Source organism: Streptomyces sp. NPDC021115, from assembly GCF_044333065.1.
Taxonomy (GTDB): domain Bacteria; phylum Actinomycetota; class Actinomycetes; order Streptomycetales; family Streptomycetaceae; genus Streptomyces.
This window is the reverse complement of record NZ_JBIRQF010000013.1, coordinates 114,909-139,337: the sequence shown is the minus strand read 5'-3', so window position 1 is coordinate 139,337 and position 24,429 is coordinate 114,909. Positions and strand designations below refer to the sequence as shown.

Below are 24,429 nucleotides of genomic sequence, written 5' to 3'. Positions count from 1 at the left end.
CGAGGGAAGCGATGACAGTATCGGGGCATGGCTGAACAGATCATCGCCGCGTGTGACGGCGCGTCCAAGGGGAACCCCGGGCCCGCGGCCTGGGCATGGGTCATCGCAGGCGCCGGGAACGAGGTGGACCGCTGGGAAGCCGGTCCCCTGGGCACCGCCACCAACAATGTGGCCGAACTGACCGCATTGCAAAAGCTGCTGGAGACCACCGATCCGTCCCTGCCGCTACAGGTGCGCATGGACTCCCAGTACGCGATGAAGGCCGTCACCACCTGGCTGCCGGGGTGGCGAAAGAAGGGATGGAAGACCGCCTCCGGCTCACCGGTGGCCAACCGGGACCTCGTGGTGCGCATCGACGAACTGCTGAACGGCCGCACCGTCGACTTCGTCTACGTCCCCGCGCACCAGGTCGACGGCGACCCCTTCAACGCCGCCGCGGACCGCGCCGCCAGCCACACGGCCCGCACCCAGCAGGCCGCCGGAACCTCGCTCGGATCCGCGCTGCCGCCGCCGGAGCCCCAGACAGCCACCCGCTCAGCCGGCCGCGGCCGACCGTCGCGCCCGCAGACGGCGGCCAAGGGGCGAGCGAAGACCGCCCGCCCGAGCGGTGGTTCGATCAAGGCGAAATTCCCCGGCCGGTGCCGCTGCGGCCAGCCCTACGCGAAGGGCGAGCTCATCGCGAAGAACCCTGACGGCTGGGGCCACCCCACCTGCGTGCCCCAGTCCAATACCGCCGGATAGGACACCGGCAGGCGGGTCACCTCCGACCGCAGGCAGTGGTCGCGGTGCGTCGGAACTCGCTCGGGTTGATGCCTCGGACCCGTTTGAACGCCGCGCTGAACCCGAACGGGTCGGAGTACCCCACGGTCCCGGCGATGTCCGCGACGGTCGCGGTCTCCCGCTCGATCAGGAGGTCTGCCGCGAGTGTCATGCGCCAGCGGGTGAGGTAGGTCAGCGGCGGTTCGCCGACCAGGTCGGCGAACCGTTTGGCCAGCGTTGAGCGCGACACTCTGGTGTGCTCGGCCAGCGTGGCGACCGTCCAGGAGGCCGCCGGTTCGGCGTGGAGCAGGCGCAGCGCGTGGCCGACCACCGGGTCGCGCTGGGCGGCCCACCAGGCCGGGGGTTCGCCGCCGGGCCGGTCGAACCATTCGCGCAGCGTGCAGACCAGCATCCAGTCCAGCAGCCGGTCGAGCACGACCTGCTGGCCCGGGGTGTCGAGGGCGACCTCGGCGGCGAGGTGGTCCAGCACCGGGGCGGACGTGTCCCCGGCGTCCACCCGCAGCACGACGGGCAGCGCGTCCAGCAGGCGGCGGCTGATCTCGCCGCGCACGGGGTACGCGCCGACGATCAGGGTCGTCGCACCGGCGCGGTCGTCACCGGGGTGCCCGCCGTCGTCGTTCCAGCCGAGCCGGTGCCGGGTGCCGCCCTGCTCGGGCGTCGCGCAGTGCTCGCCGCACGCGAGGGGTTCGGCCCGGGTGCCGGCCTCGTCGACGAAGGTGAACGTGGCGGGGCCGCGTACGACGATCGTCTCGCGGGCGCGCAGCGGCTCGGGCGGACCGTGCTCCGGCACGATCCAGCCCGACCCGGTGAGGACGGTGCACAGGGTCAGCGGCGCGCCGTCCACGAAGTGCAGCGCCCAGGGCGGGGACAGGGTCGAGCTGCCGAACAACGAGCCGTGGGCCCGCACTCCGCGGATCAGGTCACTGAACACGTCCATCTCAGCGAGGTTAGACGAAGAGGTTGGACGAATACACAGGCGATCCGGCTTCTCGCCTATGGGTTCGTCCGATCCGGCCGTGTTCAATCGGCGTCATGAGCAACGACACCACTCTCGTCCTCGGCGCAACCGGCAAGACGGGCCGACGCGTTGCCGCCCGGTTGCGGCTGCGCGGCACGCCGGTGCGTACCGCCTCCCGGTCGAGCCGGACCCGGTTCGACTGGTCCGACCCCGGCGGCTGGGACGCGGCCCTGCGGGACATCGCCGTCGCCTATGTGGTGGCGCCGCCCGTGCCGGGCCCGGCGCACGAGTTCGTGGCCCGGGCCGAGGCCGCCGGAGTGCGGCGGCTGGTCCTCCTCTCCGGGCGCGGCGCCGACACCTGGGGCGACTCGGCGTTCGGACTGGACATGCGGTCGGCCGAGGACGCCGTGCGCGGCTCGGCGCTGGAGTGGACCGTCCTGCGGCCGTCGAACTTCGCGCAGAACTTCGACGAGGACGTCTTCCACGCCCCGCTGGTCGCCGGGGAGTTGGCGCTTCCGGCCGGTGCGGTTCCCGAGCCGTTCATCGACGTGGACGACGTGGCCGACGTCGCCGCCGCGGTGCTGACCGAGCCCGGTCGGCACGCCGGACGGGTCTACGAGCTGACCGGACCGCGCGCGCTCACCTTCGGTGAGGCCACCCAGCTGATCTCCCGGGCGTCCGGACGGCCCATCGCCTACCGGCGGATCTCCCCTGTCGAGTACGCCGCGACGCTGGTCGAGGAGGGCCTCAGCGAGGACGCCGCCCACCATGTCGCCGAGATGTTCGTCCTGATGGAACGCGGGGTGATCGCCGCGACGACGGATGACCTCGCCACCGTGCTGGGACGGCCGCCCCGGACCTTCGAGGACTACGTCGTGCGGGCCGCGGCGGCGGGAGCCTGGCGGGGATGACCGCCCCGACAGCGGCCAAAACCAATCCCCTACCGGAAGGGCTGTGATGAACACCGACGCCAGTTCGCTGACCGCCCAGGACCTCGAATTCCTCCGACGCCCCCTGCACGGGTTCCTGTCCGTGGCCGCGGGGCCACTTCCGCCACAGCCCCGGCCGGTGTGGTTCGAGGCCACTGCCGAGGGCACGATCCAGCTGTTCACGGCCCCGGACTCGCTCAAAGTGCGGCGGCTGCGCCGCGATCCCCGCGCCTCGATCGTGGTCGCCGCCCCGGTGGGTGAACGCGAGCGCTGGCTGTCGGTCGCCGGTCGCATCACGGTGGAACGCGACGGAGCACATGATCTGTGCACCCGACTGGCCGCGCGCTACTGGGACCTCGACGACCCGGCCCGCGCCGACGACCTCGCCGGGATGCTGGCCGAGGACCAGGTGCGTCTCGTCATCTATCCGGAGACCGTACGCCGTTTCATGAATTGACCCCTGCGACAGCCAGTAGGATGACGAAGAGAGGCTGGTCGGACACGACGGGGGGCTCGCCTTGGATCGCCTGGCCGAAGCGGACCTGGAAGTCGGCCCGAACCCGGTGCTGCCCCGGGCGTTGCACACGTGGCTCGGACCGATCGCGGCCCTCGCCGCGCTGGTGGTGGGCGTGCTCGGGGTCCTGTACGCGGGCCACGGCGTGCCCGGCAGCGTGGACAGGTGGGTCATCCGGCCGACGGCGGACAGTGTGCGGCCGCCCTGGAGAAGCGTCGCGCTGGCCATGGACTTCTTGGGGGAACCCGCCGGAGCGGCGGCGCTGATCGTGGCCGCTGTGACCGGCTGCCTGCTGCTTCGGCGTCCTCGCGCGGCGGTGTTCGTCGTTGCCGGTGCGGCCATGAGCGTGGGGGCGGCGACGCTGCTCAAGCATCTGGTGGGACGCACCATCCACGGTGAAGGCAACCTGTCCTATCCGAGCGGGCACACCGCCTTCCTCACCGCGCTCGCCCTCATCGGGGCGCTGCTCGCGACCGGCCGGTCCGGCCTCGGCAGGACGGCAGGTACGTCACTCGTGCTCGCCTCGGCGCTCGTGGCCGGTGCCGCGATGGGATGGGCGCAGGTCGCCCTCGGCGCGCACTATCCGACCGATGTCCTCGGCGGCTGGTGCACCGCGCTGGCGGTGACTCCGGCGACCGCATGGCTGGTCGACCGGATGGCCGACGCCCGTCAGCGCGGGCGTCGCTGACGTCACGTCACGCCAAGCGGCGGAATACGGGTTTCACCGGTCGCCCGGCCAGCCACGGGGTGGGGTCACCGGCGTCCAGCGCCTTCCGGTACACCGCACACGCCTGGGCCACCACCTCGACGGTGTGATCGATGTCGGCGTCACTGAGCGCGCTGCTCACCACGAACGACGGGGCCAGCACCCCGCCCGCGAGGAGGCGGCGCAGGAACAGGGTGCGGTACTGCTGCGACGGCTGCCCGTTCGCGTCGAGGGTGGCGAAGACCAGGTTGCTGGCCCGGCCCCGTACGACGATGTGCTCGCCGACGCCCATACCGGCCGCGGCGGCGCGGACACCGGCGGCCAGCCGCTCGCCGAGGGCGTGCAGCCGCGCGGTGATGCCCTCTTCGGCGTAGGTGGTCTGCACGGCCATCGCGGCGGCCAGCGCATGGGTTTCCGCACCGTGGGTGGTGGACAGCAGGAACACCCGGTCGCCGGAGTGGCGCAGGCCCCCCAGCTCCATCAGCTCGCGGCGCCCGGCCAGCGCGGAGACGGCGAATCCGTTGCCCAGCGCCTTGCCGAACGTGGAGAGGTCGGGGACGACGCCGTACAGGCCCTGGGCGCCCGCCTCGGACCAGCGGAAACCGGTGATCATCTCATCGAAGATCAGTACGCAGCCGTGCCGGTCGGCCAGTTCGCGCAGCCCGGCGAGATACCCGGGCGCCGGCTCGGTGTGGGAGGCGGGTTCGAGGATCAGGCAGGCGACCTCGTCCTCGTACCGGGTGAGCAGTTCCTCCGTGGCGGCCAGGTCCCCGTACGGGAACGCCACGGTGAGCTCGGTGGTCGCCGCCGGAATGCCCGCGGACATCGGCGTGGTGCCGATGAACCAGTCGTCGACGGAGAAGAACGGATGGTCGGCGCAGATGGCCACCCGCGGGCGCCCGGTGGCGGCGCGGGCGAGGCGCACCGCGGCGGTGGTGGCGTCGGAGCCGTTCTTCGCGAACTTCACCATCTCGGCGGTCGGCACCGTTGCCAGGAAGCGTTCCGCGGCCTCGACCTCCACGATGGACGGCCGGACGAAGTTGCTGCCGCGGTCGAGCTCCCGCCGCACCGCCTCGGTCACGCGGGGGTGGGCGTGGCCGAGGCTGACCGACCGCAGGCCGGATCCGTACTCGACGTAGCGGTTGCCGTCGACGTCCCATACGTGGGCACCGCGGCCGTGGCTGATGACCGGGGCCAGGTTCTCGGGGTACTGGTCGTCGCCCTTGGCGTAGGTGTGCGCGCCTCCGGGGATCATGGCGTGCAGCCGCTCGTTCGCCGCCCTTGACCGCGGCAGGAGGAAATCCGCGTTCTCTTCGGTGTGTTCCGTGGCCAAGCCGACTTCACCCTTCCTTGTGCTTCAGGACCTCGGCGAGGCTCGGCGCCTCCCGGTCGCGCTGGGACATCGAGACGGCCGGCAACGGCCAGGGAATGGCGAGCTCCGGGTCGTCGTAGGCGATCGTCACGTCCTCGGAGGGATCGTGCGGGCGGTCGATCCGGTACGAGGTGTCGGCGGTTTCGGTCAGCGCCTGGAAGCCGTGCGCGCAGCCCGCCGGGATGTACAGGGTCGCCTGCGTCTCGCCGGACAGTTCGTAGCAGGCGCGGCCCAGATACGTCGGTGAGTCCGGCCGCAGGTCCACGACGACGTCGAAGATCCTCCCGTACGAGCACCGCACCAGCTTGGCCTCACCGGCGCCGGAGCGCAGGTGCAGGCCGCGCAGCACGCCCCGGACCGAGCGGGACACGCTGTCCTGGACGAAGGCGTGCGGGTCGAGGCCCACCGAGCGGACCACGTCGGCGTCGAAGGTGCGGCAGAAGAAGCCGCGTTCGTCGGCGTACGGCGTCGGCTCGAACAGGAACGCGCCCGCGATCTGCGGGACTTCGGTCGCCTTCATGGAGCCTCCCGCAGGGCGTGGGCGTGGCCGGCCGCAGGGAACAGGGCCGTGGTCAAGTCGCTGAACTGCTGGGCGAGTTGCTCTGCGGCCAGCTGGTTCCGCTCGGTGAGGGTCCGCCGTAGCTCCGCCGCGTGCTTCTCCAGGTCCCGGAACTGTTCGAGCAGCCGGTCGGCGTCGACCTCACGTGCCGGGTGGCAGTACGCGCCGAGGCCCATCCGGTCCATGAGCGCGTCGCTCTTCGCCGCATAGCAGAGGGCGAGCACGGGCGTTCCGGTCTTCAGCGCGCAGATCAGGTTGTGGTAGCGGACGGCCACCACGGTGTCGGCGGCCGCCATCTCGCTCATCAGGTCGGCCAGTGAGGCCGGTTCGGCCGCGGTGACCAGCGGTGAGTCGACCGCGTCGAGGATCGCGCCGACCACCGGCACATCGCACTGGTCGCCGGTGAGCAGCCGGACCGGCCTGCCGTCCTCGACCAGCGCGCGCACGAACCGGATCGTCCCGTCGAGGTAGCGCCGGTGGATCTCCTCGGCGCGGGCACGGTCGTCGTTGCCGCCGTGGAAGTCCATGACGCCGAGGCAGACCGGTCCCGGCGCGCCCGAGGGGGACGTTTCCCCAAGCTCTCCGACAAGCTCCGAGCAGGGGATACCCCATTCCCCCGGCGTCGGCAGGGCGAACGCGAGGTCCGGGTAGACCTCGTCGCGCGCGGTGTCCACGCCCATCGCCCGCATCGCGTCGCGGGACGGGGCGTCCCGGTACGAGCGGTACGCGGCCAGCCGCGCCGACCAGCGCACCAGGGCCCGGGTCGGCCGGTTGCCGATCTCGGCGGCGCCTACGCTGACCAGCGCGACCCGGGTGCGCAGCAGCCGGCCGCTCGCGCAGAGCAGGAACAGCGAGTACGGGAAGCCCCACGGCCGCAGCGGCAGCGTGGCCTCCAGGACGCCCATGCCCGGCACGATCACCACGTCGTGCCGACGCACCCAGGCGGCGGTGCGGAAGACATCGACGAGTTTGCCCAGACCCTTCGACGCGATCGCGCCCGCACGCGACGCGGTCCGGTACTCCGCGCGGTTCCAGTGCAGCCGCGTCGCGGGAATCCCGAACTTGGCCGTCACCGCCTCGGGTCCGCCGCACAGCGCGTCCACGACCGCGTCCGGATGCTCGGCGCGGAGGTATCCGAGCAGGGCTTCCAGCGATCCGTCGTTGCCGAGGTTGCCGGAGCCGAGCAGGCCGAACACTCCCACACGTGTCGCCGTCCTCATGCCCGCCTCCCCTCACGTCCGGCGACGAGGGCGTCGACGGAGACGGTCAGCTTGGCCGGGTCAACCGGGGCGCGGTCCTCGACCCGCTCACCGGCGCCCGGCCTGACCCGGCTGGTCATCCACGCGGCCAGGTGGCGGTAGCACGCGCGCCGGTCGGCCGCCGACAGCGGGGCCCGCCGGATCGCCGAGGCGAAGCCCCAGACGTACTCGGCGAGCAGCCGGGGCGTCGGGTGCAGCGGGCCCGCCCGGCGCGGGTCCAGGTTGACGCACCGGGCGCGCTTGGACGGGTTCGCCCGCTCGGCGCGGGTGGGGTGGTCGCGGCGGAAGTACAGCAGCTCCGGCACCTGGTGGAAGCGCCCGTGCAGGGCGATCTCGGCGACGAACGTGCGGTCCGCGTGGTGGTAGCTGTCCATCGGCCGCACCCGGCGCAGCGCGGCGGCCCGGATCACCCCGTAGAAGTCGTCACCGCCGGGCTCGAACAGCATGCTGCGGAAGCGCTCCGCGGGGTGCGGTGAGTCGGTGGCGAGCGTGTACTCGTACGGGACCTTCACCTGTCCTTCGCCGTCGATGACCGCCTGGTCGGCGTGGGCGAGGATCACGTCCGGCCGCTCGTCCAGCGCCTCCACGCAGGCCCGCAGCAGATCACGCGCGTACAGGTCGTCGTGCGAGGCCCACTTGAACAGCTCGCCGCGGCACTGGGTGAACACGTAGTTGTGGTTGGGCGTGGCGCCGACGTTCCGGGGCAGCCGGAGGTACCGGACGCGCGTGTCCTGCGCGGCGTACTTGCGGCAGATGTCCTCGGTCCCGTCGGTCGAGGCGTTGTCGGAGATGACCAGCTCGAAGTCCTCGTAGGTCTGGCCGAGCAGGGCGTCGAGCGATTCGGCCAGGTACTCCTCGCCGTTGTACACGGGCAGGCCGATGCTCAGCCTGGGTTGGGCGCTCATGGGGTCCTCACTTCGGGAATGGGGTGGTGGTGGCGCTCGCGCAGGGCGGACCGCAGGTGCAGCCACCACACGGCGGAGCCGCTGACGGTCGCGGCGGCGACGCCCCAGGCCGAGCCGACCGTGCCGCCGACGGCCGCCCCGCCGAGCCCGCCGCCGACGTAAGCGGCGGAGGCGAACAGCTGGCAGCGCAGGCTGCGCCGGGCGGCGCCGAGCGCGCGCAGCCCGGCCGCCGCGCCGGTGCCGAGACCGGCGCCCGCGACGCCGAGGGTGATCGGCACGATGAGCTGTGCGGCGGAGTGCCAGACGTCGCCGAGCACGAACGCGCCGAACCGGTCCGGCATCAGCAGCAGCGCCCCGCCCCAGAGCAGCGCGCCGACGGCCTGCCCGCCGCCCAGCAGGAGGCAGAACGCGCCGAGGCGGTGCGGGGTCCGCCGCAGCACCCGTGCCGCCTCCGGCACGGTGACCAGCGAAAGGCCCATCAGCACGGCGAGGAACGGGCCGAGCAGCAACTCGGCGCCGCGCACCGCGCCCACCGCGCCGACCCCGACGATCGCGCCGAGCCCGTACGCCCGCAGCTGGCTCGCGCCGCTGAGGCAGGTGTTCTCGACCAGGTACCGGTAGCCGAGGTCGCGCTGCTCGCGAAGCCATTCGCGTGCCCCGGTCACCCGGGGCCGGATGCCGGACTGGAGGTAGCCGTACCCCGCAGCCACCGTGGCGGACGCGCCCCAGGCGAGGACGAACGCGGCCACGCTGCCTACGCGGGCCGCCACGACCATGGCCGGGACGAGCGCCACGCCCCACACGACGTCGTTGACGAACGCCTTCCGCCCTGTGCCCGCGGCGAAAAAGGAGAACCGCCAGGCGTCCTGGAGCAGCAGCCCCGGCAGCATGACGCCGAGGCAGACGAACGCGGGCCCCACCTGCCCGCCGAGGGCAGGCCCGACCACCAGACACGCCGCGCCGATGGCCGCACCGACGCCGAGTGCGGTACCCGTCGACCGGGCCACCGCCCCGCGCCAGGCCGCGTCCGGCACGCCGCTGAAGCGCACCACGAGCGGATCGGTGGCCAGCCCGCGGGAGACGTTGAGCACCACGCCGTAGGTCACCCAGGCCAGGCTGAACACACCGAACGCGGTCACGCCGAGCGAGCGGGCCACGTAGATGCCCACCGCGAAGTTGGACATGCTGGAGGCCGCCTGGTCGGCCAGTCCCCAGGACAGCCGCCCGACGAGGGCCCGCTTGGCGGACCGTGGGCCCGTCGTCGTCTTCTCCCCCTCGGTGGTCATCGGCGTCATGCCTTGATCAGCCCGGCGCCGTGCAGGGCGGCGGCCGCGGCGGCGACGGTGTCGAACGGCAGCCCGGACCGCTCGGCGACGTCCAGCAGGCTGTGCTCGCCGTCGGAGAGGTTGAGCACCCAGAGCATGGCCATCTGGGCCTGCTTGGTGTCGCTGCGGCCGCCGAGCGCGTCGTACAGCCCGCGTCGGCCCAGCTGTGGTTCGCCGTAGGGGTTGAGGTTGACGTACCGCCGGTTGCGGTCGAGGACGGCGAACGCCTCGCGGCAGACCGCGAGGGTGTCCTCCATCGCCTCCGGGGAGACGAAGTCCAGGTCGTCCGCCGAGGTGTGGTACTCGGGGTAGCCCGCGTACGGGGTCCGGGTGAGCGAGCCCACGCCGAGATCGAACCCGGGCGAGCAGTACTGCCGCTCGTCGTAGCCGTAGGGGGTGAACTCGTTGACCTGGTGCGGGCGTTCGGAGGCGGTCAGCACATGCCGCATCACCCGGTCGATCTCGGCGTCGCCGCGCCTGCTCTGCTTGTACGTCAATGAACCGGGGTCCCCGGCACAGGCCAGCACCAGCCCATGCTTTACCCGGTCGGCCCGCTCCGCGTTGCGGGCAAGCCAGGTGATCGCCCCGATGGTGCCTGGCGCGAAGATGAACCGGTAGGTGTAGTACGGCGTCTGCTCGGCCAGCGCCCGCGCCAGGAACGTCGCCACCGCGATACCGGCCAGGTTGTCGTTGGCCAGCGACGGGTGGCAGACGTGGCAGGAGACGATCACCTCGTCCGGCACCTGACCGGGGACCACGTGCTCGGCGTAGGTGAGGTGGCCGTCGGCGAGGGTGGAGTCGATACGCACCTCGTACTCGCCGTCCGGCAGCGCGTCCAGGGTCTCCTGGGCCAGGCAGAACCCCCATTCCGGCTGGTAGTAGCTGGTGCGGTACGGCACCCAGGCCGGGTGGTCCGGCAGGGTGTGCAGGTGTCCGCGCAGCTCGGCCAGCGGCATGGTCCGCGACACCGGCACGCTGTAGCCGAGGACGTGCAGGCTGGACGCCCGGAAGTCGACGACCCGCTTGCCGGTGGCGTCGACGACGTACGCGTCCCGGATGTTCCACTCCTGCGGCACCGTCCAGTCGAGCACCTGCGTCCCGGTCGGCACCTCGTGCACCTGGAGCGGGATGTACTCGCCGACGATGTCCAGGGTGGCGCGCACACCGTCGCCGGTGATGCTCCGGCAGAGCGGGTACATCCGCTCCACCAGCGCGTGCATCTCCTCGCCGGCGCCTTCTTCTACCTGCGTGCTCACCGGCGCCACCGCAGGGTGTCGTCGACGGTGCCGGCGTCGGACGCCGCGCGCAGCACGGCGAGGCGGGTGAAGCGCTGCTCGAAGTCCTCCCGGGTCAGCCCGTGTTTCCGGTAGGCGTCGGCGAGTTCGAGCGCGCCCTGCTTGACCGTCCACTCGCAGTCGAAGCCGGGGATGGCCGTGCGGAAGCGGGAGAAGTCGACCCGGTACGAACGCGGATCGGCACCGTTCTCCCCGGTGATCCTCACCTTCGCGCCGGACACCGCCTCGGCGACCTGCCCGGCGATCTCGGCGACCGTGACGTTGTTGGTCTCGCTGCCGATGTTGAACGCCCGGTCGTGCACCGCTTCGCGCGGCGCGGTCAGCGCGGCCGTGAAGGCCCGTGCGATGTCGACGGCGTGCACCAGCGGGCGCCAGGGGGTGCCGTCGGAGAGCACCAGCACCTCACCGGACAACAGCGCGTGGCCCACCAGGTTGTTCAGCACGATGTCGGCACGCAGCCGGGGCGAGTAGCCGAAGGCGGTGGCGTTGCGCAGGAACACCGGGCTGAAGTCGCCGTCGGCCAAGTCGTGCAGGTCGTCCTCCACTCGCACCTTGGACTCCGCGTACGGCGTCACCGGGCGCAGCGGGGCGTCCTCGGCCACCAGGTCGTCGCCCCCGGCGGCGCCGTAGACCGAGCAGGTGGACGCGTACAGGAAGCGCCGCACCCCGGCGTCGCGGGCCAGCCGGGCAAGACGTACGGACGCGTGGTGGTTGATGTCGTGGGTGAGCTCCGGCGCCAGCGATCCCAGCGGGTCGTTGGAGAGCGCGGCCAGGTGGATCACGGCGTCGACCCCGGCCACGTGTTCGGCCGTGACGTCGCGCAGGTCCAACCGGTGCCCGGGGGCACCGCCCACAGGCGCGTCAGCACCGACTGGGGGAGGGTCCGCGGGCCGCGGGCCCAGCACACAGTCGGCGAACAGCCCGGCGTCGAGGCCGACGAGCTCGTGCCCGGCGGCGGCGAGGACCGGGGCCATGACGGTTCCCAGGTAGCCCTGGTGTCCGGTCAGCAGTACGCGCATGGTTCAACCCCCCAGGTTGAGCGTGAGTTTGGTGACGGCGAACGCTTCGGCGTATCGCTCGTGGCATTCGATGCCGCGGATCCGCGCCAGGCCGAGAAACGCCTCGCGGTCGTACCAGGGCCGGTGCCGCTGCGAGGGGTAGTGCTCCTGGAGCAGCCGCACCTTCTGTTCGGCGATCTCCGGCGACAGCGGCTGGTACGCCGACGGGCGGCCGAGGTCGCCGTCCCACTTGACGATCTCGTAGCCGAGCACGAGGTGGTCGCGGAAGGCGGTGGGTATCAGCCGCGCCAGGCCGCGGTGGTCCTGGTGCGCGTCGTCGGTGCGCGGGGCCAGGATCAGATCCGGGTCGGTCTGTCCGCGCAGTTCCTCGACGGCCGCCTTGGCCTCTTCCCAGTGCGCGGGCAGGCGGCCGTCCGGCAGCTTGTGCACGGTCAGCCGCAGGTCGGCTCCGGGGCAGAAGGCGGCGAGCGCGGCCCGCTCCTCCTGCTCCCGCTCGCTGCCGCCGCCGGAGAGCACCAGCGCGTCGACACGGATGCCCGGCCGCGCGAGGCACATCGCGAGCAGTGTGCCGCCCGCGCCGATGGCGATGTCGTCGCAGTGTGCGCCCACCGCGACGATCCGGTCCGGGCGCCCGGCCCCGAGCCGGATCACGCGCCCACCCCCGCGTTGTCGTGTTCCCACACGGCCCACGGGCGGTCGCCCCTGGCGTAGGCGGCGTCGAGCGCGGCCCGTTCCTTCACGGTGTCGGTCGGCTTCCAGAAGCCGCGGTGCTGGTGGGCCACCAGCCGTCCTTGCTTGGCCAGTTGGGCGCATCCGTCGGCGACCAGGTCCCCGTTCTCCGGAATGTGGTCGAAGACCTCCTGGCGGAGCACGAAGTAGCCGCCGTTCTCCCACAGCGGCAGTTCGCTCACCGCGGTGATGCCGCCCACGAGGCCGTCCTCGCCCAACTCCACGCAGTGGAACGAGGACTGCGGCGGCACCACCATCATCGACGCACCGGCGTCGCGCGCGGTGAACCGGTCGATCATCTCCGGCAGCGGGGCGTCGGTGAGCACGTCGGCGTAGTTGGCGAGGAACATCTCGTCGCCGTCCAGGTGGTGCCGCACCCGGCGCAGCCGCTCCCCGATCGGCGACTCGACGCCGGTCTGCGCGAACGTGATCGTCCAGTCCGAGATGTCGGTGGACAGCAGCTCGGTCCGCCCGCCCCGCAGCACGAAGTCGTTGGACGTCGTCTCCTCGTAGTTGAGGAAGAAGTCCTTGATGTGGTGGGCCCCGTATCCGAGGCACAGGATGAACTCGGTGTGCCCGAAGTGCGCGTAGTAGCGCATGACGTGCCAGATCAGCGGCCTGGGGCCGACCATCGCCATCGGCTTGGGCACATCGTCCGCGGCACCGCTGCGCATCCGCATCCCGTAACCGCCGCAGAACAGAACGACCTTCATGCTGTGCCCTTTCCGGACGCGACCTCGGCAATGCTCAGTTCCGGGATGGGAAAGACCAGTCGGCCGCCCCATTCGTGCACGAAGGACAGCTGCTCGGTCAGCTCGGCGCGCAGGTTCCACGGGAGGACGAGCACATAGTCCGGCTTGTCAGCGGCGATCTGCTCGGGCGGCAGGATCGGGATGCGCGTGCCCGGGGTGAACCGGCCGTGCTTGTAGGGGTTGCGGTCGACCGTGTACGAGAGCAGGTCGGGCCGGATGCCGCAGTGGTTGAGCAGGGTGTTGCCCTTGCCCGGGGCGCCGTAGCCGACGACCGTCTCGCCGCGCTCGGCCGCTTCGATGAGGAACCGCAGCAGATCCCGGCGCACCTTGGCCACCCGGGCGGAGAACTCGGTGTACCCGGACAGCTCCTGCAACCCGGCGGCCTTCTCCCGGGCCAGCACGTCGGTCACGCTTCCCCAAGCTCTCGGCTCCGCTCGAGCAGGGGATACCCCATCCGTCGGCTCACCGGCCACCTCCGTGGGCCGGGCCCACAGCCGGATGGAACCGCCGTGGGTGGGCAGCAACTCGACGTCCACGAGCGCGAGCCCGCCGCTGGCAAGCGCCCGGATCGCGGACGCGACCGTGTAGTACTGGAAGTGCTCGTGGTAGATCGTGTCGTACTGGTTCTCCTCGATCAGGGTCAGCAGGTGCTGCACCTCGATGGAGACCCAGCCGTCGTCGGCGACCAGGGCGCGCAGTCCCCGGGTGAACCCGACCACGTCGGGGATGTGCGCGTACACGTTGTTGGCCACGACCAGGTCCGCCGGGCCGTGTTCGGCGCGGACGGCCGAGCCGGTGTCCGGGGACAGGAACTCCGTGAGCGTGGGCACCCCGGCGTCCCGTGCCGCGGCGCCGACGTTCACCGACGGCTCGATGCCGAGGCAGCGGATCCCGCGGTCCACCACATGCCTCAGCAGGTAACCGTCGTTGCTGGCGACCTCGACCACGAAGGAGTCGGTGCCGAGACCCAGCCGCGCCGCGGCGCCGTCGACGAACGTGCGCGCGTGCTCCACCCAGGAGGTCGAGAAGGAGGAGAAGTACGCGTACTCGCTGAACGTCTCCTCCGGCGTGATCAGCGGAGGTATCTGCGCGAGCCAGCAGTCGGTGCAGACCCGAAGGTGCAGCGGGTACGCGGGCTCCGGCTGATCCAGTTGGTCCGCGGCGAGAAAGCTCTCACACGGTGGCGTCGCCCCGAGGTCGACGACGCTCGCCATCGCTTCCGAGCCGCAGAGTCGGCATTGTGTCATCTACTGTCCCCATCCCCCCTGCTCGCGCGGGAGTCCCCGCCGCGAGGCAGTGCTGACCGACCCGCGATCGCGGTGCGGTACTCCTCCACCAGGCGCTCCAGCCCGACGGCCGGGCTGAAGCCCTGTTCGTAACGGAGCCGGGCCGCCCGGCCCATCTCCCGGCCCGGACCCGGCTCGGCCGCGATGCGGCGCATGCCGGACGCGAGCGAGGCGGGATCGCCCGGCTGGTGCAGCAGCCCGGTCACGCCGTCCTCGACGAGTTCGACGAAAGCGCCGTGGCCCGCGGCGACGACCGGGACCCCGGCCGCCATCGCCTCCACGACCACCAGGCCGAACGCCTCCAGCCACGTCGAGGGAGCCACCACGGCGACCGATCGCGCGATGGCCTCGGCGCACTCCGCCGGGTCCAGCAGGCCGACGTAAGCCACGTCGTCGCGGCCCGCCGCCCAGGCGGTCACCTCTCGCTCCAGCGGCCCCGCCCCGGCGATCACGAGCGGTACGCCCACACCGCCGCTCGCCGCGATCTCGTCCCACGCGGCCATGAGGAGCGTCACGCCCTTGGCCTCGGCGAGCCGTCCGAGATAGAGCAGATGCTCTCCCCCGCCCGCTCGGCGGACGCCCGGGTCGGGGACGAAGTTGTGCTTCACCGTCAGCCGCTCGGCGGGCATACCGGCCCGCGCCAGGACGTCGCGCTGCGCCGCGGAGATGCAGAAGAACCGCTCCACTCCGGACCACCATCGCCGCCGGTTGACCGACAGGCTGACCGCGAGCGGCACCGTCGCGAGGCGGGAACTCCGGTAGCAGCCGTGCCGGACGGCGGGCAGCGGCACCGCAGAGCCGACGCACTCGGTGCACGGTCGGCCGTCCCGTTGCAGCGTCCCCGGTGGGCAGACCTGGGTGTAGTTGTGCAGCGTGGCGACGGCGGGCACCCCGGCGTCGGCGCAGGCGGCGAGCACCGCGGGCGACAGCAGCGGGAAGACGTTGTGGACGTGGACCACGTCCGGCCGCTCGGTGCGCAGCCGGGCGGCCAGCTCCTTGCGGACCGCCGGGTTCCACGGTACGAGGAGCGGCACCGCGGCCTTGCCGGGGAGGGACCGGGCGGCGATGTCGTCGCTGCGCCGCTCGAACACCTCGACCCGATGGCCGGCCGCGCGCAGCAGCTCCACTTCCTGGTCGACGACCCTGTTCTCCCCGCTCGGCTGCGCCGAGGCGTAGCGGTTGTGCACCACGAGAACGTGCAAGCTCACGTGACCTCCGATTTCCGGGCCCAGCGCGGGATGTGTCGTCCGGGGACTTCGGGCGTCGCGGGGACTTCGGGCTTCGCGGGAGGCGCGGCCGCGGCGGGTGCCGCCAACAGCGAGGCGGCCAGGGCCAGATGCAGCAGATACGGTGAGGCGTCGCCGAGACCGGCCTCGGTGTACGACGCGATCGCGCAGTAGCTGATCAGGAAGATCGCGCAGGCCCGCTGGAGCGACGGTGGCCGCAGCAGCGCGACGCCGCCCAGCACGATGACGATCGCCGCGACAAGGACGACGCCGACCAGGCCCTGCTCGTTGTAGACGGCCAGCCAGCTGTTGTCTATCGGCAGCCCGCCGAACGACTTGTCGCCCAGGCCGACGCCGAACAGCTTCTCCCCGGTCGTCCGGGGCGCGGCCAGCAGGGCGTCCCAGACCTTGGCGCGGCCGGTGAGGCTGGAGAAGTTCTCCTTGCTCTGTCCGCGCAGGAACCATGCCTGGAGCAGGGAGGCGAACCCGACCGCGGCCACCGTGGCGCACAGCACCGCCCAGGTGAAGAAGCGGCGGGCCGCGGCGCTGGTGAGGAGGAGCGAGCCGATCGCCAGCGCCAGGCCGAGGAACAGGCCGAGCGTGGCCGTCCGGGTGTGGGTCAGCGCGAGCAGGACGAGTGACGGCACGATGACCACCAGCGCGCTCGTCCTGTCGGTCCGGCGGCCCAGTACGAGCAGCACGGTGAGCCCGATGATCACCGCGGCGTACTGTCCGATCTGCGGCGGGGTGAGCGGCCACAGCGCGCCGACCAGCCGCCCGCCGTAGAGGTCGGGCAGGGCCGCGCCCGGTGAGACGACCAGGCCGACGGCCACCGAGCCGAGCACCGCGAAGTACATCCGGATGTGGTGCCGGACGAACGTCAGGCTGCCGTCCCACCAGCGGCTGAGCAGCCACAGCGTGCCGACGAAGAGCGCCAGCCGGAAGCAGCGGAACAGCGCGCCGAACCCGGACTCCAGGTGCGCGCTGGAGATCACGCTCGTCACCAGGAGCAGGGTGAGCAGGAATACGTACGCACCGGGTCGGATGCGCAGCCGGAGATTGACCACGAGCGCCAGCGCGAACGCGGCGACCAGCGCACCCATGGTGACCATCTGGATGAGGGAGCGGGGCAGCGGGACGATGGTCTTCGCCCCGGCGGAGCCGAGCGTGTTGAGGACCAGCAGCCCCCAGACCGTCCCGACGATCTTCGGTGTGTGCTCTCCACTCATCTCAGCCACCGTCCCGTGCGCGGAAGGTGCTGCCCGCGTCCTGCTGGTACGGCGTGATCTGCCACTGTGCGAAGTCGAGCACCCGGCTCGGGTCGTGGGCGACGAACTGCCACGGTCCGACGTAGGCGTTGTCGTGCCAGCGGTTGTGCTGCTTGTGGGTGATCGCCTCGGCCACCCCTTCGCCCCGGTACGGGGACCAGTCCGGATAGGTGCCGTAGTTGGCGAGCACCGCCATGCGGTCGCACTTCACGGTGCACTTGACGACGGACTCGTCCAGCACGAAGCGGTTGTCGTGGATGTCCACCCGCTGGGTCTTCCACCGGCAGTCGGCGTAGAGGGGTGCCTTGGCGATGGCTGGTTTCGCGCAGCGGTCGGTGTCCCGGACCAGCAGCGTGCAGTCACCGGAAGAGGTGTTGGCCGGGCTGTTGCAGAACCGGTCGGCGTTTTCCCACAGGGTGATCCCGGACCAGTTGTTCTCCAGCACGTTCCGGTAGATCTCGATCTTGTCCGTGCGGGCCTTGATCCGTGGTTCGCCACCGGACTCGGACACATAGACGGTCGCGAGCGGGAAGCTGTCGCCGCGGTCGGCTGCCTTGCGGCCCTCGATCCAGTTGTTCCGCCGGATCGTGTTCTTCCTGATGACGGCGTTGTAGCTGGTCTCGTAGATCAGCGCGGCACCGTCGTTGGCCTCCAGCACGTTGTCCTCGATGCGGAAGTCGTTGTTGTTGGTGTCCGCCCACAACCCGGTTCCGCGGTTGCCGTGCACCCAGTTGCCGCGTACGTCGGCGCCGTCGACGGCCCAGAACTTGATGCCTCCGGTGCAGCCGCAGCCCTTCCGCCGCCGCTCCCAGTCCCCGGTGTTGTTGCCCACGATCTCGTTGCCCTCGACCACCAGGCCGCGGAGGCGGCCCTTGGCCTTGTACGCGTTCATGCCGTACTGGCCGTTGCCGCGCAGGCAGCTGGTGCGGACCCGCTGGCGGGCACCGGCCATCAGCCCGGCGCCGGAGTTGTCCTCGATCGTCGCGTGCTCGATCACCCATCCGTCGGCCGAGTCATGGTTGACCACGCCCTCGTCGTGCGGCGCGACGAAACCCCGCACGGTCAGGTAGCGGATGGTGACGTCGCGGGCGGTGCCGCCGAACGCGTACTGGTTGGTCTTCCGGCCGTCGAGGACCGCGCCCGGCGCGCCGAGGTAGCGGTCCCCCTTCTTGGGGATGACCTGGGCGTAGCGGTCCGGTTCGAGCCGGTGCTTGCCCGGCCGGAGCCAGAACGTGGTGTCCGGGGGGCTGCTCTTGGTCTTCGCGGCCAGGTCACCGGCCTTCGCGGGGTCGACCGTCACCGCGCCCGCCGGTGCCTTCGCCGGTCCGGCCGCGGGCTTGGCACACACCCGGGCCACGGACCGGGCCGCGGACGCGGGTGGCTGGGCGGTCTGCTGCGCCGCCGGGGCGCCCGACGTGCTCATACAGCCGGTCGCCGCCAGCAGGACGAGCGCCGACGCCGGTAACGCCCGGTTCCGCCACTTGATCACCACCCGTCCGTCCCCCTAGCCGTGGAACCTGAGTACGGTGGTGAACCCCTGCGTGCCGTCGGCGAAGCCGGTGCCGACCAGCGTGGTGGTGGGTTCCTTGCGCCCGAAGCCGGCGGAGTACCAGCCCAGCGGCGGTCCGGTCTCGCCGCGGTGTGCCCGCCAGGACAGCTGCCCGGGCAGGTCGAGCACCGCGGAGCGGTCCTCGCCGTCCCGGGTCCAGGTGAGCTGGGCCCGGTGGTCCACCAGGTCCGCGGTGATCGCCGGGCCGAGGTGGAACGCCAGGTGTACGTCCCGGCGCGGGCCGCGCACCTCGTCGACGACCCTCAGCTCCGCGTCCGCTGCCGTCAGTTCCACCCGGCGGCGGTGTACGGAGCCCTGGTAGCCGTCGTGCTCGGCACACCAGCGGGCCACGCCCGCACCGGACGGGTCAGCGACCAGGACGCGGCTCTTGGCATGACGGGTCCACAGGAACGGGCCGCCGGAGACGGACTGGTCACGGCCGTCCAGTCGCAGGGTGTTGTGGCCGAGGGTCGACCGGAAGTAGTGCCGCCACTCGGGCTGCCCGTGGTAGCAGTACGTCCCCGGGTCGGCGAGCACGTCGACCCCGTCGTGCCGGACCTCCACGGACAGCGCGTCCGCGTGGGCATGCGCGGCGATGGACAGGAAGCCGTGCGGACCGCCGTCGCAGCGGCACCAGATCTCTCCCGGACCGCGCAGGATCGTGAGCCCCGCGTCGGCGAAGTGGGCCGGTCGGCCCGGCGGGCGGGTCACCGGCAGTTGAGCGGGTTTGATGAGCGCGGCCAGCAGCGGGGTGCGCACATCGGTGCCGGTCGCCTCCGGCCACCAGGCGAGCCGGCCGAACACCGCGTCCCCGGTGGCCAGCAGCGAGGCCCAGCGGTCGGTGTCCGCGCCGTCCACGACCAGGCCGTGCCCGTCGTCGGCGTCCCCCTGGCGCGGCGGCCGCAGCCGGTTGTCCACGACGGCCGCGAGCGCGTCGGTCATCCGCAGCAGCACCAGCCGGACCGTCGCGGGCACCGGCACACCGGCGGCATCCGCCTCGGCCACCGCGGCCAGGCCGAGTTCCAGCACCAGTCCGTGATACTCGGTGGCCAGCTCGCGGTTGAGGCCTGAGCCGAAGGTGTTGCTCCGCAGGTGCCGCTCCAGCGACCGCAGCGCGTCGGCCCGCAGGCGCGCCGAGGAGGGGAACCACCCGAACGCGCAGGCCGCGGCGAACTGCCCGGCGGCCTCGGCGATGACGTGGTTGTTCGCCGAGGACCCCCGGCTCGGGAAGGCGGCCAGCCAGCGCTGGTGGTGCCAGATCTGGTTCAGCGCCACCGGGTTGTCCTCGAACAGCCCGGCCGCGCCCGGCCAGCTGTCGAGGAGCCGGCGGATCCACACCCAGGACAGCAGCCGGATCCCCAGCTCGATGCCGCTGGTCCAGTGCACCCCGCGCAGCGGCGGGTTGGCCGACCACCACGACCGCAGGTGCTCGGCCACCCGCTCGGCGTACCGCTCGTCCCCGGTGAGCGCGTAGGCGGCGGCGAGCCGGGTGAGGTACTGATGCCGGGACGGCTCCCAGATCTGCTTGATGTCCCCGACCGCGTCCTCGTCGCGGTACGGCACGTCGAAGGCGTAGCCCGACGGAGCCCGGCGCCCGGTCTTCGGGTCGTACCACCAGTCCGGGTCGACCAGGTCGTCGCGGTCCACCCCGAAGTACTCGGCGTGCCCGGCCATCAGCCGGTCCGCCTCGGCGATCAGGCGTTTCGCGGCGTCCGGTGGCACCGCTTCGATCGCCCCCGCGGGCAGTACCGCGGTGAACCGGGCGCCGGTCACGGTCGGGCAGTCCGGGGGCGCCGACCGCCACCGCCGCCTGCGCACCGCGTCGCCCACCCGGCCGCCGACCTCCCGCGGCCCCATCCGGGACAGCCGCCGCAGGTACCAGACGGGAGTCATGGTCATCGCGCCCTCGCCAACGTCACCGGCGCACCGCCGGCCAGACCGGCCCGCACGGCGAGGGTGGCCGCCGTGGTGGCGACCAGCGACTCCAGCGGCACCGGCATCGGCCCGCCGGTCCGTACGGCCTTGATGAACGCGGCCAGCTGGGCGTTCTGGCCCTTGTCCCGGGCCTTGGGCAGCCGCGAACTGACCCACCGCTTGCGGTCGTGGACCGAGGCGCGGACGAAGTCGTCGAGCCGCAGCACCTTGCCGTCCGCGATCAGGTCCAGCGTCTCCTTGGGGAAGTCCGGCGAGCCGGTGGTGACGTAGGCGATGGTGGCGGTGGACCCGTCGGGGTAGCGCAGCACGACCTGAAGGTCCTCGTTGCCGGGCGTGGCGGCCGCGTACACCGAGACCGGGTCGGCCCCGAGCAGCCAGCTCGCCGTGTCGATGAAGTGTCCGCCCTCGCCCGCGAACCGCGAGCCCTCGGTGCCCTGCTGGAGGTACCAGCTGCCGTGGTCGAGGCGGCCCGCGTTGACCAGGTAGCGGAGGTTTGCCGGTCCTGTCCTGGCGCCGAACCGCTTCCTGGCTTCCTGGAGCAGGGGCGCGAACCGGCGGTTGAAGCCCACCTGGAGCCGGTCGTTGCCGGACTCCTCCACCGCCGTGAGCACACCGGCCAGCTCGTCCTCGGTGAGGGCCAGGGGCTTCTCCACGAACACCGCCTTGCCCGCCCGCAGCGCCCTCATGGTCAGTTCGGCGTGCGAGCTGTGGCGGGTGACCACGAACACCGCGTCGATGGACTTGTCGCCGAGCACGGCGTCGAGGTCGGTGGTCGCCTCGGCGAAGCCGAACTTCCGCTTCGCGTTGGCCGCGGACAGCGCCGTCGTGGTGACGACCGTGGACAGCTCGACGCCGTCGCGCCCTTCCAGGTGCGGCAGCAGCATCGACGTGGCGTAGTTTCCCGCGCCGATGAACGCCAGCCGCACCGACGCGTTGGCGAGACGGACCGGGGTGGCCGCTCCGCCGCCGCGCCGCACCGCGGGCACGGTCACCGCCGGGGCCTGCGTTTCCCCCACTCGGTCGGGATGGCCGGGGTACCGGAACAGCACGGCCACGGCCTTCAGGTCGCCGTCCTTCAGCCGCTGGTACGTCTCGACGGCGTGGTCGAAGTCGGCGATGTGGGAGACCAGGGGCTCCACGTCGACGCTGCCGCGGGCGAGGAGGTCGAGGAAGCACGCCAGGTTGCGGCGCTCGGTCCAGCGCACATAGCCGATCGGGTAGTCGCGCCCCTCCAGCTCGTACTCCGGGTCGTAGCGCCCGGGGCCGTAAGAGCGGGAGAACCGGACGTCGAGCTCCTTCTCGTAGTACGCGTTCCACGGCAGGTCCAGGCTGCACTTGCCGATGTCGACGACCCGGCCGCGGTCCCGGCTCAGCCGGGCGGCCAGCTCGACGGGCTGGTTACTGCCGCCACCGGCGGCCAGATACACCTGGTCCACGCCGTGCCCGCCGGTGAGTTCGGCGACGGCGGTCTCCACGGCCGCGGAGGCGGGATCGCCGCAGGCCAACGCGCCCAGGCGCTCGGCGAGCTCGCAGCGCACCGGGTCGGGGTCGGCCCCGACGACGCGGACTCCCGAGGCGGCGAGGAGCTGCACCACCAGCTGCCCGATCAGCCCGAGGCCGATGACCAGCGCCACGTCGCCGAGCCGTGACTCGCCTTGGCGGACGCCCTGCAACGCGATCGACCCGACGGTGCCGAAGGCCGCGTGCCGCGGCGCGAGGCCGTCCGGCACCGGTGCGTAGAGGTTCTTCGGCACCCAGTTCAGCTCGGCGTGCAGCGCGTGCTCATTGCCCGCGCAGGCCACGAGGTCGCCGACCTTCACGTCGTCGATCCCGGCGCCGACCTGCTCGACCACCCCGCACAGCGAGTAGCCGAGCGGCGTGTAGGAGTCCAGCTTGCCCATCACCTTGCGGTAGGTGGCGGGCACCCCGTTGGTGGCCACGCTCTGCACGACCTTGGCCACCTGATCGGGCCGGGAGCGGGCCTTGCCCAGCATCGACATGCCCGCCTCGGACACCTTCATCAGCTCGGTCCCGGTGGATATCAGCGAGTAGGCGCTGCGCACCAGCACACCGCCCGGCTTGCACCCCGGCACCGGCACGTCGAGCAGCGCCAGCTCGCCGCTCTTGTAGTTCTGCACTACCTGTTTCACCCAAACTCCCCAGAAGTCGCGCCGCGATACCAGTACTCGAGGGTCAGCACATGCCACAGATGCTTGGAGAAGTCCCGCTGCCCGGCGGCGTCCTCGGCGACCATCCGCGCCAGCGCGTCACGGCGCAGGAAGCCGGAACGGACGAGCACGCCGTCGTGCACCACCTCGCGCACCAGCGGTGCCAGATCCCGGCTCATCCAGGCCCGCAGCGGGGCGCTGAACAGGCCCTTGGGCCGGTACACGATCTCCCGGGGCAGGATCGAGGTGGCCGCCTCCTTGAGGACGGCCTTGCCCTGCCGTCCGACGATCTTGCGGTCGCCGGGCACGGCGAACGCCGCCTTCACCACCTCGACGTCCACATACGGCACCCGCACCTCGGTCGACGCCGCCATGCTGGAGCGGTCCGTGTACGTGAGGTTCAGGCCCGGCAGGAACATCCGGGCGTCGCCCAGGCACATGCGGTTGACGAAGTCGTCGAGGTCGTTGTCCCGGTAGACGTCCGCGTGCTCGGTCAGCACGTCATCGACCGTGCCTGCCAGGTCCGGATCGATCAGCGCGAGCAGCTCGTCCTGGTCGTACATGGTGTAGCTGCGCCGGAACGCGGTCTCCTCCGGCAGATCGGCGAAGGAGAGGAATCGCTTCGCGAAGCGCACCGACCGGTACCCCCGGCGGCTCGTCGCGACCGGCAGCCGTTCCACGGCCGCGGACACGCCGCGCCGTAGCGGCCGCGGGACGCGCTGGTAGCGCAGCGCGATCAGGTTGGCCAGGTGTTTGCGGTACCCGGCGAACAGTTCGTCGGCGCCCATCCCCGAGAGCATCACCTTGACCCCGGCCTCCCGGGCGGCCGAGCAGATCAGGAACGTGTTGATCGCGGCGGGGTCACCGATCGGCTCGTCCAGGTGGTACGTCATCCGCGGCAGCAGGTCGAGCACGTTCGGGGCGATCTCGATCTCGTGCAGGTCGACGCCGAACCGCGTCGCCACCCGCCGGGCGTAGCGCAGGTCGTCCGGCATCGCCTCGAACCTGGCGTCCTCGGCGCGGAACCCGATCGTGTAGGCGGAGATCCCGGGCTGGTGGCGGGCCGCCAGCGCGGTCAGGTAGCTGGAGTCGAGACCGCCGGAGAGGAAGGTCGCCACCGGCACGTCGGAGAGCAGATGGCGCCTGGTCGACTCCTCGACGATGGCGGCGAGGTCCGGCTGCTCGCCGCCGCGGGCCCGCTCCCGGCCCTCGGCGGCGACATCCTTCAGGTTCCAGAACCGGCCGCGCTCCACCCGGCCGTCGGGCCGGAATCTGAGCCAGCTCCCGGGCGGCAGCTTCTCCGCCTCGCGGAACGCGCAGCGCGAGTCCGGCACCCAGTAATAGAGGAGCGAGGCCACCAGTGCCGCATGGTCCACCTCCAGCGATCCCCCGGTCGCGGCGGCGAGCGCCTTGAGCTCGGAGGCGAACACCAGGCCGCCGCCGCGCCGCAGCAGGAACAGCGGCTTGATGCCCAACTGATCGCGGGCGAGCACCAGTTCACCGGTGCGCTCGTCGAAGATCCCGAACGCGAACATGCCGCGCAGCCGGGGCAGGCAGTCGGTGCCCCAGCGCCGCCAGGCTTCCAGCAGCACCTCGGTGTCGGAGGTGCCGCGGAAGCGCACCCCGGCGGCGGCCAGCTCGGCGCGCAGCTCGGGCGCGTTGTACAGCTCGCCGTTGTACGTCAGGACGAGGCCGCCCGAGACCATCGGCTGGGCGCCGGTCCCGGACAGGTCGATGATGGCCAGCCGTCGGTGCCCGAGGTGCACTTCGCCGTCACCGGCGGGGTGGCTGTACCGGCCCGTCCCGTCCGGACCGCGATGGGTGAGGGTATCGGTGAGCCGGTCGGTCACGGCCTTTCCGTCCGGCCATCGGTAGGTGCCTGCGATGCCACACAT

21 protein-coding genes are annotated in these 24,429 nt (G+C 72.0%); 4 read left to right on the top strand and 17 right to left on the bottom strand.

Annotation, left to right across the window (positions count from 1 at the left end):
- Positions 1–27: 27 nt before the first annotated feature.
- Positions 28–741: a ribonuclease H gene (locus ACH4TL_RS32045; protein ID WP_398325744.1), complete on the top strand. Its 714-nt coding sequence runs from the start codon at positions 28–30 to the stop codon at positions 739–741.
- 16 nt (positions 742–757) lie between these two features.
- Here the strand turns inward: ACH4TL_RS32045 and ACH4TL_RS32040 are convergent, their stop codons facing one another.
- Positions 758–1,717, bottom strand: a complete 960-nt coding sequence (locus ACH4TL_RS32040; RefSeq protein WP_398325741.1) for an AraC family transcriptional regulator — start codon at positions 1,715–1,717, stop codon at positions 758–760.
- A 95-nt stretch (positions 1,718–1,812) separates the two neighbouring features.
- Between ACH4TL_RS32040 and ACH4TL_RS32035 the strand changes: the two genes are divergently transcribed.
- The 3 genes from ACH4TL_RS32035 to ACH4TL_RS32025 all read left to right on the top strand — a co-directional run bounded on the left by ACH4TL_RS32035 (position 1,813) and on the right by ACH4TL_RS32025 (position 3,869).
- Positions 1,813–2,649, top strand: coding sequence for an NAD(P)H-binding protein (locus tag ACH4TL_RS32035; RefSeq protein ID WP_398325739.1), 837 nt, complete (start codon positions 1,813–1,815; stop codon positions 2,647–2,649).
- A 46-nt stretch (positions 2,650–2,695) separates the two neighbouring features.
- Positions 2,696–3,124 carry a pyridoxamine 5'-phosphate oxidase family protein gene (locus ACH4TL_RS32030; RefSeq protein WP_398325736.1) on the top strand — a complete coding sequence of 143 codons (429 nt, stop codon included), beginning with the start codon at positions 2,696–2,698 and terminating at the stop codon, positions 3,122–3,124.
- Positions 3,125–3,194: 70 nt separating this feature from the next.
- A complete protein-coding gene (locus tag ACH4TL_RS32025) occupies positions 3,195–3,869 on the top strand; it encodes a phosphatase PAP2 family protein (RefSeq protein WP_398325995.1) in 675 nt (224 codons plus the stop codon).
- A gap of 7 nt (positions 3,870–3,876) precedes the next feature.
- Here the strand turns inward: ACH4TL_RS32025 and ACH4TL_RS32020 are convergent, their stop codons facing one another.
- The 16 genes from ACH4TL_RS32020 to asnB are packed head-to-tail and all read right to left on the bottom strand — an operon-like array spanning position 3,877 to position 24,429.
- Positions 3,877–5,220: a glutamate-1-semialdehyde 2,1-aminomutase gene (locus tag ACH4TL_RS32020; RefSeq protein WP_398325733.1), complete on the bottom strand. Its 1,344-nt coding sequence runs from the start codon at positions 5,218–5,220 to the stop codon at positions 3,877–3,879.
- A gap of 7 nt (positions 5,221–5,227) precedes the next feature.
- The gene (gene rfbC / locus ACH4TL_RS32015; RefSeq protein WP_398325730.1) at positions 5,228–5,779 is read right to left on the bottom strand and encodes a dTDP-4-dehydrorhamnose 3,5-epimerase; all 552 of its coding nucleotides are present in this window, start codon (positions 5,777–5,779) and stop codon (positions 5,228–5,230) included.
- Complete coding sequence (locus tag ACH4TL_RS32010) at positions 5,776–7,038, bottom strand: polysaccharide pyruvyl transferase family protein (protein ID WP_398325727.1); 1,263 nt, start codon at positions 7,036–7,038, stop codon at positions 5,776–5,778. Before ACH4TL_RS32010 ends, rfbC begins: the two co-directional genes overlap by 4 nt.
- The gene (locus tag ACH4TL_RS32005) at positions 7,035–7,982 is read right to left on the bottom strand and encodes a glycosyltransferase family 2 protein (protein ID WP_398325724.1); all 948 of its coding nucleotides are present in this window, start codon (positions 7,980–7,982) and stop codon (positions 7,035–7,037) included. The genes ACH4TL_RS32010 and ACH4TL_RS32005 overlap by 4 nt, the downstream gene beginning before the upstream one ends.
- Complete coding sequence (locus ACH4TL_RS32000; protein ID WP_398325721.1) at positions 7,979–9,277, bottom strand: hypothetical protein; 1,299 nt, start codon at positions 9,275–9,277, stop codon at positions 7,979–7,981. The genes ACH4TL_RS32005 and ACH4TL_RS32000 overlap by 4 nt, the downstream gene beginning before the upstream one ends.
- On the bottom strand, positions 9,274–10,527 hold the full coding sequence (locus ACH4TL_RS31995) for a DUF4910 domain-containing protein (protein WP_398325992.1): 1,254 nt from the start codon (positions 10,525–10,527) through the stop codon (positions 9,274–9,276). Before ACH4TL_RS31995 ends, ACH4TL_RS32000 begins: the two co-directional genes overlap by 4 nt.
- 32 nt (positions 10,528–10,559) lie before the next feature.
- A complete protein-coding gene (locus ACH4TL_RS31990) occupies positions 10,560–11,621 on the bottom strand; it encodes an NAD-dependent epimerase/dehydratase family protein (RefSeq protein WP_398325718.1) in 1,062 nt (353 codons plus the stop codon).
- A gap of 3 nt (positions 11,622–11,624) precedes the next feature.
- Positions 11,625–12,272: a PIG-L deacetylase family protein gene (locus ACH4TL_RS31985; protein WP_398325715.1), complete on the bottom strand. Its 648-nt coding sequence runs from the start codon at positions 12,270–12,272 to the stop codon at positions 11,625–11,627.
- Entirely contained in the window at positions 12,269–13,063 is a 795-nt protein-coding gene (locus ACH4TL_RS31980) for a glucose-1-phosphate cytidylyltransferase (RefSeq protein WP_398325712.1), read from the bottom strand. The genes ACH4TL_RS31985 and ACH4TL_RS31980 overlap by 4 nt, the downstream gene beginning before the upstream one ends.
- Positions 13,060–14,349: a class I SAM-dependent methyltransferase gene (locus ACH4TL_RS31975; protein WP_398325709.1), complete on the bottom strand. Its 1,290-nt coding sequence runs from the start codon at positions 14,347–14,349 to the stop codon at positions 13,060–13,062. Before ACH4TL_RS31975 ends, ACH4TL_RS31980 begins: the two co-directional genes overlap by 4 nt.
- On the bottom strand, positions 14,346–15,590 hold the full coding sequence (locus ACH4TL_RS31970) for a glycosyltransferase (protein WP_398325989.1): 1,245 nt from the start codon (positions 15,588–15,590) through the stop codon (positions 14,346–14,348). The genes ACH4TL_RS31975 and ACH4TL_RS31970 overlap by 4 nt, the downstream gene beginning before the upstream one ends.
- Positions 15,591–15,592: 2 nt before the next feature.
- A complete protein-coding gene (locus ACH4TL_RS31965) occupies positions 15,593–16,843 on the bottom strand; it encodes an O-antigen ligase domain-containing protein (protein ID WP_398325706.1) in 1,251 nt (416 codons plus the stop codon).
- 1 nt (position 16,844) lies between these two features.
- On the bottom strand, positions 16,845–18,374 hold the full coding sequence (locus tag ACH4TL_RS31960) for a right-handed parallel beta-helix repeat-containing protein (protein ID WP_398325703.1): 1,530 nt from the start codon (positions 18,372–18,374) through the stop codon (positions 16,845–16,847).
- A gap of 12 nt (positions 18,375–18,386) precedes the next feature.
- Positions 18,387–20,330, bottom strand: a complete 1,944-nt coding sequence (locus ACH4TL_RS31955) for an alginate lyase family protein (protein WP_398325700.1) — start codon at positions 20,328–20,330, stop codon at positions 18,387–18,389.
- The gene (locus tag ACH4TL_RS31950; RefSeq protein ID WP_398325697.1) at positions 20,327–22,516 is read right to left on the bottom strand and encodes a bi-domain-containing oxidoreductase; all 2,190 of its coding nucleotides are present in this window, start codon (positions 22,514–22,516) and stop codon (positions 20,327–20,329) included. The genes ACH4TL_RS31955 and ACH4TL_RS31950 overlap by 4 nt, the downstream gene beginning before the upstream one ends.
- Positions 22,513–24,429 carry an asparagine synthase (glutamine-hydrolyzing) gene (gene asnB / locus ACH4TL_RS31945; protein WP_398325694.1) on the bottom strand — a complete coding sequence of 639 codons (1,917 nt, stop codon included), beginning with the start codon at positions 24,427–24,429 and terminating at the stop codon, positions 22,513–22,515. Before asnB ends, ACH4TL_RS31950 begins: the two co-directional genes overlap by 4 nt.